The organism is Streptomyces sp. NPDC002787 (genome assembly GCF_053592095.1).
Genome location: NZ_JBSFVC010000013.1, coordinates 17674 through 29662 on the forward strand (window position 1 = coordinate 17674; position 11989 = coordinate 29662).

Sequence of the window (11989 nt, forward strand, 5' to 3'; positions counted from 1 at the left end):
TCACCTCAACGCGGCGCGGTGCGTCGCCGGTAGGCCACCGCGGGAGCGCCCTTCGGCCCACCGAAAGGCTCTCGGCTGTCATGCCACCTCTGTCAACCACCTCTGTGGTCACGGCACTTCGCGCCGCCGGCTGCGTCTTCGCCGAGGACGAGGCGGAGTTGATCCTCACCACCGCCCGCACCCCCGACGAGGCCGCCGCCATGGTCGACCGGCGCGTCGCGGGTCTGCCCCTCGAACTCGTCCTCGGCTGGGCCGAGTTCGCGGGCCTGCGCATCACCGTGGAACCCGGTGTGTTCATTCCCCGCCGCCGTACCGAGTTCCTCGTCGAGCAGGCCCTCGCCGCCGTCCCGGGCGCCTGCGTCGTCGTCGACCTCTGCTGCGGCTCCGGCGCGGTGGGCGCCGCCCTGGCCGCGTCCCTCGACGGGCCCGAACTCCACGCCGCCGACATCGACCCGGCGGCGGTCCGCTGCGCCCGCGGCAACATCGCGCCGCACGGCGGCCACGTCCACGAGGGCGACCTCTACGCGGCGCTGCCCGCCCGACTGCGGGGCCGCGTCGACATCCTCGCGGCGAACGTGCCGTACGTCCCCACCGGCGAGGTTCCGCTCCTGCCGAGCGAGGCCCGCGACCACGAACCCCTCGTCGCCCTCGACGGCGGCACGGACGGCCTCGATGTGCTGCGCGGGGTCGCCGCCGAAGCCCCCGAGTGGCTGGCCCCGGGCGGCTGCCTGCTCGTCGAGACGAGCGAGCGCCAGGCAGGGTTCGCCCTCGACGCCTTCCGCCGCTCCGGCCTCACCGCCCGCACGGCCGTCTCGGAGGAGAGGTACGCCCACGTGGTGATCGGCACCAGGCCCTGAGGCCAGGCTCCCGCCCCTCGGCGAGGCTCTTCCCGCCCTGGTGTGGCCTTGCCCTCAGCCATTGTGCAACTAGTTGCATAAAGGCCGTCGCCTCGTCTACAACAGTCGGGACGACGCCACGCACGGAGGCCCCACATGAGCCGTTACCCCCATCTGCTGAGCCCCCTCGACCTGGGCTTCACCACGCTCCCCAACCGCGTGCTCATGGGCTCCATGCACGTCGGCCTGGAGGAGGCCGAGCGCGGCTTCGAGCGCATGGCCGAGTTCTACGCGGCCCGGGCGCGCGGGGGAGTGGGCCTCATCGTCACCGGTGGCATCGCACCCAACGAGGCCGGACGCCCGTACGAGGGCGGAGCCAAGCTCACCACCGACGCCGAGGTCGAACAGCACCGGCGGATCACCGAGGCCGTGCACCACGAGGGCGGCCGGATCGCGCTGCAGATCCTGCACTTCGGGCGGTACGCCTACCACCGGGACCTCGTCGCGCCCAGCGCCCTCCAGGCCCCGATCAGCCCGTACGTCCCGCACGCCCTCACCGACGCCGAGGTCGAGCAGACGATCGACGACTACGCGCGGACGGCCCGGCTCGCCCGGCAGGCCGGGTACGACGGCGTCGAGATCATGGGCTCCGAGGGCTATCTGATCAACGAGTTCATCGCCGCCGGGACCAACCACCGCGACGACCGCTGGGGCGGCTCGTACGAGAACCGGATGCGCTTCCCCGTCGAGATCGTGCGCCGGGTGCGTGAGGCGGTCGGCGAGGACTTCATCGTCGTCTACCGCCTGTCGATGCTCGACCTCGTGCCGGGCGGCTCCAGCTTCGACGAGGTGGTCACCCTGGCGAAGGCCGTCGAGGCGGCCGGGGCGACCATCATCAACACCGGCATCGGCTGGCACGAGGCCCGTATCCCCACCATCGCCACCTCCGTGCCACGCGGCGCGTACACCTGGGTCACCAAGAAGCTCATGGGCGCGGTCTCGGTTCCGCTCGTGACGACGAACCGCATCAACACCCCCGAGCTGGCCGAGCAGTTGCTCGCCGACGGCCACGCGGACATGGTGTCCATGGCCCGCCCGATGCTCGCCGACCCGGAGTTCGTCAACAAGGCCCGCGACGGCCGTTCCGACGCCATCAACACCTGCATCGGCTGTAACCAGGCCTGCCTCGACCACACCTTCAGCGGCAAGATCACCTCCTGTCTGGTCAACCCGCGCGCCTGCCACGAGACGGAACTCGTGCTCTCCCCGACCCGGCGGCGCCTGCGCGTCGCGGTCGTCGGCGCCGGCCCGGCGGGCCTCGCCTGCGCGGTGAGCGCGGCCGAACGCGGCCACGAGGTCACCCTGTTCGACGCCGCAGGCGAGATCGGCGGCCAGCTCAACGTGGCCCGCAAGGTCCCCGGCAAGCAGGAGTTCGACGAGACCCTGCGCTACTTCCGCACCCAGCTCGACGCGCACGGCGTCGACGTACGACTGGACACACGCGTCGCGGCCGACGACCTCACGGCGTACGACGAGGTCGTCGTCGCCACCGGCGTCACCCCGCGCACCCCCGAACTCCCCGGCGTCGACCACCCCAAGGTCCTCGGCTACCTCGACGTGCTGCGCGACGGCGCCCCCGTCGGCGACCGGGTCGCGATCCTCGGGGCCGGCGGCATCGGCTTCGACGTCGCCGAGTACCTCACCGACGGCGGGGACAAGGCGAGCGAGGACCCGGCCACGTACTTCCGGCAGTGGGGCGTCGACATGGACTACCGCGCCCCCGGCGGCCTCGCCGCGCCCGAGCGCCCCGCCCCGCCGCGCTCGGTCCACCTCCTCCAGCGCAAGACCACCAAGGTCGGCGCCGGACTCGGCAAGACCACCGGCTGGATCCACCGCACCGAACTCAAGCACCGCGGCGTCACCATGATCCCCGGCGTCCAGTACGACCTGATCGACGACGCCGGGCTGCACGTCACCGTCGACGGTGTCCGCCAGGTGCTGGAGGTCGACACCGTCGTGCTCTGCACGGGACAGGAGCCGCGCCGCGACCTGTACGACGAGCTGGTCGCCGCCGGACGCTCCGCGCACCTGATCGGCGGCGCCGACGTGGCGGCCGAACTGGACGCCAAGCGGGCGATCAAGCAGGGGACGGAGGTGGCGGCGGCGTTGTAGGAGGCGGGGCCGGGGGCCGGGGTCCGTGCGGCCCGTGTGATCACCGGGCTTCCCAGGCCTGTGATCTCCGGGTCTTCCTAGGATGAGCCCATGTCACTCCCGCACGCGATCCTCACCGCCCTGCTCGAGAAGCCGTCGTCCGGCCTTGAGCTGACCCGGCGGTTCGACCGGTCGATCGGCTACTTCTGGTCGGCGACGCACCAGCAGATCTATCGCGAGCTGGGAAAACTGGAGGCGGAGGGCTACATCCGGGCCCTGCCGAGCGAGGCGCCGACGCGCGGTCAGAAGAAGAGCTACGAGGTCCTGTCGGCCGGCCGTGAGGAACTGGCCCGCTGGACCTCCTCGCCCCAGGACCCCAAGCCGTGGCGCGACGCCCTGTTCGTAAGGCTGCGCGCTGCGGCGGTCGTCGGCACCACCGGACTCGAGGACGACCTGCGCCGCCATCTCACCCTGCACCAGCGGCAGTTGGCCGAGTACGCGGAGATCGAGAAGCGGGACTTCGGCCCCGGCCGGGACACGACTCAGGACCGGCTCCAGCATCTGATCCTGCGGGCCGGCATCGATCTGGAGACCTTCTGGACCCAGTGGCTGCGGAACGCCCTGGCGGAGTTCGAGCGGCTGCCGGGCGCCGATGGCGGCGGGCGGCCGATGGAAGGCGAGGTGGCGGAGCGGCGGCAGGAAGGCGAGTAGGCGGTCGCCCCTGTCGGGGGCGACCGCCTACTCGGCGTTCACAGCCGGTGCGGCTTGGCGCGGCGGCGCAGGTACCAGACCGCCGCCACCGTACCCACCGCCACCAGTGCCCCGCCGCCCACGAGGGTGACGGTGCCGTACTCCTGGGTGGCTCCGCCGACACCGCCCATGACGCCTCGCGCGGGCGAGGCGGGCGAGGCGGGCGAAGCGGTCGAGGCGATGGTGGGGGTGGCGGCGGTGACGATGACGGACTGGGTGCCCGCGGTGGTGCCGTCCCGGCACACCACGATGACCGTGTGTGTGCCGGGGAGCACGTTCGCCCAGGCGGCCGACTGGGTGGTGCTCGTGCCGGTGAGCGTCGCCTGGCGCCCCTGGGAGAAGTTCGCCTGCCCGCCGGAGAGCAGCGAGGCGGTGCCGAACGTGCCGTTGACGCTGGTGGGGCAATCGCTGGTGGTGACCGTGACCGAGGATCCCGTGGTGCTCACCGAGATCCCCTGAGGGACGGCGGCGGCCGAGGGCGCGGTCAGGGCGATCGGCAGCGCGGCGGCGGCCACGGTCAGGCCGGAGCGGAGGAGTAGCTGAGACATACGCATGGGTCTGCCCTCCGGCGGCACGGTCGGCGGTACATCCCTTGCGCCGCCGGGGATCGGGAGACCCGTGCTGCCTGAGGGTGAGCCAACGTGCCCCGCGCCCCACCCGCATGCGGACGGCCCCCGGGCAGGTGACGGATTCCGCCGTGCGGGGGAACCCGGCCAGCCCGGCGGCGTGGGTGGTCGACCCGGCTCACCCCGTGGGCCGTCCCCCCGGGCTCAGCCGTGGGTTGTGCCCCCGGGCTCAGCCGTGGGTCACTGCCCCCGGGCCCAGCCGTGGGTCGTCGCCCCGGCTCACTCGCCGGTGGTCACCGTCCGCTCCGCCGAGAACCCGCCCCAGGTCCCGTCCGGCAGCTTCGCCCGGATCCGCACCCGGTGGGACACCCCGGCCTCGCGGCCCACGTAGAAGCTGTAGCCGGCCCGATCCCGGGGCGGGGTCCCGCCCCAGGCGAGCGTGGTCGCCGGCCTTCCGTCGAGCTGGATCTCGTACTCCGTGATCACACCGTCGACACGCGGCGGCAGCCAGGACAGCTCGATGGAGTACGCCCCGTCGGCCCGCCGGATGCCGGCGCGGAACCCGGTGGGCGCGGTGCCCCGTCCGCCGTCCGCCCCCGGCGCGGTGGTGAGCCGCGCCGCCCGGCTCAGGGGCGAGACGTTGTCCGCCGCGTCCCGCGCCCGCACGGTGAACGAGTACCGCGTGCCGGGCCGCAACCCCGTGACCACTGCTGCCGTCTGCTCCCCGCCCACACTGTGAATCTTCGAGTCCCCCTGGAGGATGTCGTAGGACACCACGTCCCGGTCGTCCGTCGACCGTCCCCAGGACAACTGCACCGCCTTGCTCCCGACCGCCTTTCCGTCGAGGTGACCCGGGCGGCTCGGGGCCCTGCGGTCCGCCGTCGCGGCGGCGGGCGTGGTGGCCCGGACCTCCGCGCTGGGCGGCCCGAGACCCCCGGCGACGCCACGGGCCCGGACCGTGAACACATACGTCGTGGACGGTTCGAGCCGGGTGATGTCCACCATGTGCTCGCCGCCCGGCACGTCCCTCACCTTCGTCCGGCCCCGGTAGACCTCGTACCGGGCGATCTCCGCCTCACCGGACGCCCGGTTCCACATGACATGGACGCTGGTGGCGCTGCCGGCGGAGGCGGTGACGCCGGGCGGGGCCGCAGGCGGAGGGAGAGCGGGGCTCTGGTCCGTCGCGCAGGCGGCCGTGAGGAGCAGCGAGCCGCAGAGCGTCGGCGCCAGGACAAGTGCCGGCACGGGAACGCGTCGCACGATCCTGCCTCCTCGATCGTCGAGCCACGGCTGGGATTGGTCTGTACCTATCCCTATGTATGACATGACTGACGCGGCCACATCAAGAGGCGGGGTCGAGGGACATGTGTGCCGCCCGGATGCCCGCCCCGACGCCCACCGCTGTTCACGGCACGGGCCCACCACCGTTCACGGCACGGCGGGCGGCTACGTATGCTGGTGCTCCGACAAGGCGTGAACTCGCTCGCTCTGCGGGTCAGTTCACGCCGCACGGCGCGGGCCGCTGTCGTCGCCGATCCCGCGCCGACGAGCGCGGCCGAGCGGCCGGGGTCGAGTCCGGCCCGGTCCCTCGGCCGCACACCCCCGACCAGGGTGCCGTGATCCGTCCGGCCCCCTCCCGGTGGCCGTCCTCTCCGACCCCCACCAACTTTGGGTGAGTGCCCGTCACTTTTCCCAGGAGAGGGTCCCCATCGTGCGTGTCCGCTCGTTGACGCTGGCCGCCGTCGGCGCCGCCCTGCTGGCCCCCGTCGCCCTGCCCGCCCTGGCCCATCCGCAGCGGCCCGTGGAACGGAAGGGTGGCGTGACCGCCGCCGAACTGCTGGCGAAGGTACGTGGCTGCGTCCGGGTGTCGGAGGGGCTCTACCGCAGTGACGCGGGCACCCCCGCGGTCATCCCCGTCTGCAGCATCGACGGCGCGGTGCACTGGAAGGCCGACATGGACATCGACTGCGACGGCCGGCCGAGCCTCCGCTGCAACCGCGACACCGACCCGTGGTTCCAGCCGATGACCTCCTTCCGGCAGTCCGACGGCCGGTATCTGCGCTCCGAGAGCCTGCCGTTCATCGTCGTCCCCGTCCCGAGCCGCACCTGGGACTACCGCGTCCACGGCATCAAGGGCGGCTCGGTCGCCGCCGTCGTGTACAAGGACAAGGTCCAGTACGCCGTCGTCGGTGACACCGGTCCCCAGGGCATCATCGGCGAGGCGTCCTACGCCACGGCCGAGGCCCTCGGTATCCGCCCCGACCCGCGCACCGGCGGCACCGCCTCCGCCGTCACCTACATCGTGTTCGAGGACTCCCTGGTGACCCCGATCGAGGACCACGAGGCGGCGGTGGAACAAGGGGAGAAGCTGGCGCGGAAGTTCGTGAAGGGTACCGGCGCGTAGCGGACCGGTCGGCCGAACATGTCTTCCGGGGCCTGCCGCCCGAGGGGGTGGCAGGCCCAGGCGCGCGGAGATCGCCTCCTCGGAGGGTCACTCCTTCCGATACGCGTATGCCTCCGATGCCGCTGCCGCCACCGCCGCGAGGTCCGCGCCCGTCGAGGCCGTGACGACCGCGGCGACGGCGCCCTCGACGAACGGCGCGTCGACCAGACGGGTCTCCGCGGGGAGTTCGTCGCCCTCGGCGAGCAGCGCCTTCACGGTGAGGACCGCGCTGCCCAGGTCGGTGAGGACCGCGATCCCGGCGCCCCGGTCGACGGACGCGGCAGCCGCCGAGATCAGCTCGGCGCTGGTCCCCAGACCGCCGTCCTCGGTGCCGCCCGCCGGCGCGACGGGAACGGCGGCGCCCGCACCCGCCAGCCCCTTCGCCAGCTCGGCGACCGAGGCGGCGACGGCGGCGCTGTGCGAGACCAGCACGATGCCGACCAGCTTCTCGTCAGGCATCGGCGGCCTCGGCTGCCTCGGCGGTGGTGGCGAGGGCGGCGATCAGCAGCGCGGCGGACGTGGCGCCGGGGTCCTGGTGCCCGATGCTCCGCTCGCCGAGGTAGCTGGCCCGCCCCTTGCGGGCCTGCAACGGCGTCGTCGCCAGGGCGCCTTCCTCGGCGGCGGCGCGCGCCGCGGTGAACGACTCGGCGAGCGCGTCGACGGCAGGGACCAGCGAGTCGATCATGGTCTTGTCGCCCGGTGCGGCCCCGCCCAGCGTCATCACGGCGTCGACCCCGGCGCGCAGCGCTTCCGTGAGCTGGGCCTCGCTCACCTCGGCGGCGTCGCCGAGCGCTTTGCCGGTGCGGCGCAGCAGCGTGCCGTACAGCGGGCCGGAGGCGCCGCCGACGGTCGAGATCAGCTGCCGGCCGGCGAGCGCGAGGACGGCGCCGGGTGTGTCCGGCGCCTCCTTCTCCAGCACGGCCGCCACGGCGGCGAACCCGCGGTGCAGATTGCTGCCGTGATCGGCGTCCCCGATCGGCGAGTCGAGCGCCGTGAGCCGCTCGGCCTCGCGCTCCACCGAGGCCGCGGCGGCCGTCATCCAACGACGGAAGAAGTCGGCGTCGAGCACGGAATCTCCTTGCGTGGTACGAGAGTTGACCCACTGTGGGAGGTGGGGGTGGTGACGTGTTCTGGGGTCCCTCGTGTCCCTCGTGGCCCCGGTGGCCCCGGTGGCCCCGGTGGTTCCCGGCGGGCGCGGTGGGGCCACGGCGGGGGGAGGGGGGAAGACGCTCGTCGGGCCCTCACACACCCCAGCGCAGTCCCGGCGTCCTCACCGGCGCGTCGTACAACCGCAGCACTTCCTCGTCGACCTGACAGATCGTCACCGACACGCCGGCCATGTCGAGGGAGGTGACGTAGTTGCCGACGAGGGTGCGGGCCACGGCGACCCCGCGTTCGGTGAGCACCCGCTGCACCTCCGCGTTGAAGCCGTACAACTCCAGCAGGGGCGTCGCACCCATGCCGTTGACGAGCAGCAGCACCGGGTTGCGCGGGCTCATGTCGTCCAGGAGGGCGTTCACCGAGAACTCGGCGATCTCGCGCGAGGTCATCATCGCGCGCCGCTCACGCCCCGGCTCGCCGTGGATACCGACACCCAACTCCAGCTCCCCGGCGGGGAGATCGAAGGTCGGGCTGCCCTTGGCCGGTGTGGTGCAGGCGCTCAGTGCCACCCCGAAGCTGCGGGAGTTCTCGTTGACCTGTCGGGCCAGCGCCTCGACCCGCTCCAAGGACTGCCCCTCCTCGGCGGCGGCCCCGGCGATCTTCTCCACGAACAGGGTGGCCCCCGTGCCGCGCCGTCCGGCGGTGTAGAGGCTGTCGGTGACGGCGACGTCGTCGTCGACGAGGACCTTGGCGATCTGGATGCCCTCGTCCTCGGCGAGTTCGGCGGCCATGTCGAAGTTCAGCACGTCACCGGTGTAGTTCTTCACGATGAACAGCACCCCGGCCCCACTGTCCACAGCCGCCGCGGCCCGCACCATCTGGTCCGGCACGGGAGATGTGAACACCTCACCGGGACAGGCCGCCGACAGCATCCCGGGCCCCACGAAGCCTCCGTGCAACGGCTCGTGCCCCGAGCCACCCCCGGACACCAGCCCCACCTTCCCGGCCACCGGCGCGTCCCTCCGCACCACCACCCGGTTCTCCACATCCACGGTCAACTCCGGATGCGCGGCCGCCATACCCCGCAAGGCGTCCGCGACAACGCTCTCCGCGACGTTGATCAGCATCCTCATGGGTACCTCCTGGTGAGATTATCGGACGAGCCGCTGGCCTGCGTTTTTAGCAGGGCAGCATGGGTTTGGCCAATTGTTGATCTTGGCGGTTCTTGGCGGTTCTCGGCGGTTCTCGGCGGTTCTCGGCGGTTCTCGGCGGTTTTTGGCGGTCGTGGGCGGGCTCAGGCGGTACTCATGCTGACTTTGAAGACGGGGTGTCAGGTATCCGGTTCGTCGGGCACGGGTCGGCAGGTTCGCATCTGCTGGCAGTATCGACCTTGCGGCAGCGAAGGTCACGCGCATGGACGCTCATGAGCGTGCCAGGGTGCCTGAGGCTCTCTGCCGGTTGGGCCACGGGCTGTCCACAACGAGGGGCGATGCGTGCGCGCGGCAGTGACCCCGCCCGCGACAGCCTCGGAATTGTCCCAGGCGTGAGTCCCGGCCGACGGACGGCGATGATCGGCACGGCGTGGCAGTCGCGCAAGCATTCCCGCTGCGGCCGAGGGTTTTGTGCTGGCTGCAGCTGAGCCAGCTGTTCTGGAACTGGATCGGACGGTCGCAGGATGCGAACGTACAGGCCTGTCGGAACTGGGTGGAAGGGTCGAGATTTGGGGTGGTGCAGGGGTGCGACGGGGACCCGCTGCCCGCCCCCGGACTACCGGCTTGGAATTTTTGTGGCGGCGGAATGGGAGGCGTCGGGGTGCGGCCTGCCGCTTCTCGATCGCTGGCGGGAGTGCAGCTGAGCGGGTTCCGGGACTGAGCCCGGGGGGCGGGGTGGGCGCCGCGGGCGGCCTCGGCGGGTTCGTACCCCCGTTGGTGATGGGCTCGCTGTACGTGACCGGCCGCGTTCAGGCCGAGTGGCGGTGTCCGGTGCCCGGTCGGGCGAGGTGCGTGGTGAACCAGTCGCGGGCCAGTTCGGCGACCGTGGCCAGGGTTCCGGGCTCCTCGAACAGGTGGGTGGCACCGGGAACGACAGCGAGCCGGTGTTCACAGCGCAGCCGGTCGGCGGCGAGGCGGTTGAGGCTGAGCACCCTGGTGTCCAGACTGCCCACGACGAAGAGGGTCGGGGCCCGCACCCGGTCCAGCGCCGCCTGGGTGGCCAGGTCGGGGCGCCCGCCCCGGGAGACGATCGCGCGGATGTCGGCGCCTGGCGTCGCCGCAGCCTCCAGGGCGGCCGCGGCTCCGGTGCTGGCACCGAAGTAGGTCACCGGCACTCCGGGTCCGTCACGCAGCCAGGTGGTGGCGGCGTGCAGCCGGCCGGCCAGCAGAGCGACGTCGAAGACATTGCGGCGTTCGCCTGCCTCCTCCGCCGTGAGCAGGTCGAGCAGCAGGGTGCCCAGGCCCGCCCGGTTGAGTGTGTCGGCGACGTAGCGATTGCGTGGACTGTGCCGTCCGCTGCCGCTGCCGTGCGCGAAGACGACCACCGTCGGGGCCGCATCGGGCAGCACCAGCCGCGCGGGCAGCCGTATGTGTCCGGCGGGCACTTCCACCTCGCCCTGCATGAGCCCCTCCGCCTGTCGCCTCGGGGACGCCTCCCCGGCTCGGGGCGCGGGCTTCTCCACGGCCGGGCCCACCGAGGCGTCCGCCCCTTCGCTCAGGGAAGCCGTTTCGAAGACGGCGGTGGTGGGTGCGGGAGGCGGCGACTGCGCCGGTGCGGCACGGGTGAGGAGATCGATCACCTCGGAGTCCGGCGTCTGCCTGAAGTCGCGGTACCAGGCGCCGACCGAGCCCAGGTCTCCCAGTGGTTCCAGGCAGACGACTTGGTCGGCCACTCCGCGCAGCCGGGCGACGGCCTCCACCGATCCCACCGGGACGGCGAGAACGACCCTCGTGGCACCCTGGCCCCGCACCACCCGGCAGGCCGCCTCGGCGGTGGCGCCGGTGGCCAGCCCGTCGTCCACGACCAGCACGGTGCGACCCGTGAGGGACACACGGGCGCGCCCGGCGCGGTAGCGGGCCACACGCCGGTCCAGCTCCGCCCGCTCCGCCCGCTCGACGTCGGCCTGTTCCTCGTCCCGTATCCCGCCGCTGTCGATCACGTGCCGGTTGAGGACGCGGACACCGTGCTCACCGATGGCGCCGAAGGCCAGCTCCGGCTGCCACGGCACCCCGAGCTTGCGCACCGGGAGCACGTCCAGCGGTGCGTCGAGTGTTCGGGCCACCTCGTACGCGACCGGCACGCCGCCCCGAGGCAGTCCCAGGACCACGATGTCCTCGCCGCGCAGATGTCCGAGACGCCGGGCCAGTCGGCGTCCTGCGTCCGTACGATCGTCGAAGGGCATACGCCACCTCCTCGTGCGCCCACCGCGAGGCTGCGGAGAAGTCGGTGTGGAAGAAAGGGCGCCTCCTGGAGTCGCCTCCTGCCGTCCCTTCCATTGCATCGCGTCGCAGGGCGACCGCGCGAGGGGCCTTCGGCCCGGGTGAGGGCCGGACGGCCCCTCGTGGTAGCGGCGGCACCGCCGCAGAGGCCGCGACCGGGGCAGGTCTGCTGGTCGTGGGGTGCCGGATCCGGGACGGACACTTGGGTATCGGTTCCGCACACCGGCCGGGTCAGCCACGCGGTGCTGCACCACGCCGGTTGCCCCGTCGCCGTCGTGCCGCACCCCTGAACCGACCCGGTGGCGCTTGTCGACGTGCCTCGGCCGTCGGCCTCGACGGCCGTGAGGCGGATGCCTGCGACCAGATCAGGGCGGATACGGACCGCGTGGTCCGTGGATCCGCTCGCCCAGGGCCGCAGCATCGCCTGAGTCCCTGGTGTGACGTCTTCCGGCCCTGAGGAGCCCGGCCGTAGAGGGCCGAGCCCCCTTTCGTGTCGACGCCGACCCGCCGTGCGTCATAGCCCGGTCACTGCTCCTACCGGTCTTCCGCTGGAGACCGCGTTCCCCGCGGCCTCGACCTTGGTCCACATGCGGGGCCGAGGGGATTGCGGTACTTGTCGAGGGAGGGAACACAGCAGCCGCTCGGCATGTCGACGGGGTTCGGGCCGGCGGGCCGCGGGGGACTCGTCCGCCGTCGTCCGCCGTCGTGTCC

10 protein-coding genes and 1 pseudogene are annotated in these 11989 nt (G+C 72.6%); 5 read left to right on the top strand and 6 right to left on the bottom strand.

All coding sequences use genetic code 11. The annotated features are described in order from the left end of the window. Positions 1–80: 80 nt before the first annotated feature. The 3 genes from ACWD26_RS19200 (at position 81) to ACWD26_RS19210 (ending at position 3698) form a co-directional block, all read left to right on the top strand. Positions 81–857, top strand: coding sequence for a putative protein N(5)-glutamine methyltransferase (locus ACWD26_RS19200; protein ID WP_451271514.1), 777 nt, complete (start codon positions 81–83; stop codon positions 855–857). Positions 858–992: 135 nt separating this feature from the next. Beyond that, positions 993–3008, top strand: a complete 2016-nt coding sequence (locus ACWD26_RS19205) for an oxidoreductase (protein WP_451271516.1) — start codon at positions 993–995, stop codon at positions 3006–3008. Positions 3009–3098: 90 nt separating this feature from the next. Next, entirely contained in the window at positions 3099–3698 is a 600-nt protein-coding gene (locus ACWD26_RS19210; RefSeq protein WP_451271518.1) for a PadR family transcriptional regulator, read from the top strand. 38 nt (positions 3699–3736) lie between these two features. On the opposite strand, the gene ACWD26_RS19215 is transcribed toward ACWD26_RS19210, so the two are convergent. Continuing rightward, complete coding sequence (locus ACWD26_RS19215; protein ID WP_451271520.1) at positions 3737–4291, bottom strand: hypothetical protein; 555 nt, start codon at positions 4289–4291, stop codon at positions 3737–3739. A 291-nt stretch (positions 4292–4582) separates the two neighbouring features. Beyond that, complete coding sequence (locus ACWD26_RS19220; protein WP_451271522.1) at positions 4583–5563, bottom strand: fibronectin type III domain-containing protein; 981 nt, start codon at positions 5561–5563, stop codon at positions 4583–4585. Between the two features lie 451 nt (positions 5564–6014). On the opposite strand from ACWD26_RS19220, the gene ACWD26_RS19225 reads away from it, so the two are divergent. Then, a complete protein-coding gene (locus ACWD26_RS19225) occupies positions 6015–6707 on the top strand; it encodes a glycoside hydrolase family 75 protein (RefSeq protein WP_451271524.1) in 693 nt (230 codons plus the stop codon). A gap of 87 nt (positions 6708–6794) precedes the next feature. Here ACWD26_RS19225 and ACWD26_RS19230 read toward each other — a convergent pair whose 3' ends face one another. The 3 genes from ACWD26_RS19230 to dhaK all read right to left on the bottom strand — a co-directional run bounded on the left by ACWD26_RS19230 (position 6795) and on the right by dhaK (position 8980). Then, positions 6795–7205, bottom strand: coding sequence for a PTS-dependent dihydroxyacetone kinase phosphotransferase subunit DhaM (locus tag ACWD26_RS19230; RefSeq protein WP_451271526.1), 411 nt, complete (start codon positions 7203–7205; stop codon positions 6795–6797). Further along, positions 7198–7815 (bottom strand): dihydroxyacetone kinase subunit DhaL, encoded by a 618-nt coding sequence (dhaL, locus tag ACWD26_RS19235; RefSeq protein WP_451271528.1) that lies wholly within the window; start codon positions 7813–7815, stop codon positions 7198–7200. Before dhaL ends, ACWD26_RS19230 begins: the two co-directional genes overlap by 8 nt. 172 nt (positions 7816–7987) lie before the next feature. After that, the gene (gene dhaK, locus ACWD26_RS19240) at positions 7988–8980 is read right to left on the bottom strand and encodes a dihydroxyacetone kinase subunit DhaK (RefSeq protein WP_451271530.1); all 993 of its coding nucleotides are present in this window, start codon (positions 8978–8980) and stop codon (positions 7988–7990) included. 511 nt (positions 8981–9491) lie between these two features. On the opposite strand from dhaK, the pseudogene ACWD26_RS19245 reads away from it, so the two are divergent. Further along, a pseudogene (locus tag ACWD26_RS19245) lies at positions 9492–9620 on the top strand (pirin family protein); the annotation flags it as partial. A 187-nt stretch (positions 9621–9807) separates the two neighbouring features. Here ACWD26_RS19245 and ACWD26_RS19250 read toward each other — a convergent pair. Continuing rightward, entirely contained in the window at positions 9808–11241 is a 1434-nt protein-coding gene (locus ACWD26_RS19250) for a phosphoribosyltransferase family protein (RefSeq protein WP_451271532.1), read from the bottom strand. Positions 11242–11989: the final 748 nt, after the last annotated feature.

Bases quoted from the DNA above. Each gene is read 5' to 3' on its own strand.
- ACWD26_RS19230 (WP_451271526.1), bottom strand. From the start codon at position 7,205: ATGCCTGACGAGAAGCTGGTCGGCATCGTGCTGGTCTCGCACAGCGCC.
- ACWD26_RS19210 (WP_451271518.1), top strand. From the start codon at position 3,099: ATGTCACTCCCGCACGCGATCCTCACCGCCCTGCTCGAGAAGCCGTCG.
- ACWD26_RS19215 (WP_451271520.1), bottom strand. From the start codon at position 4,291: ATGCGTATGTCTCAGCTACTCCTCCGCTCCGGCCTGACCGTGGCCGCC.
- ACWD26_RS19205 (WP_451271516.1), top strand. From the start codon at position 993: ATGAGCCGTTACCCCCATCTGCTGAGCCCCCTCGACCTGGGCTTCACC.
- dhaK (WP_451271530.1), bottom strand. From the start codon at position 8,980: ATGAGGATGCTGATCAACGTCGCGGAGAGCGTTGTCGCGGACGCCTTG.
- ACWD26_RS19250 (WP_451271532.1), bottom strand. From the start codon at position 11,241: ATGCCCTTCGACGATCGTACGGACGCAGGACGCCGACTGGCCCGGCGT.
- ACWD26_RS19200 (WP_451271514.1), top strand. From the start codon at position 81: ATGCCACCTCTGTCAACCACCTCTGTGGTCACGGCACTTCGCGCCGCC.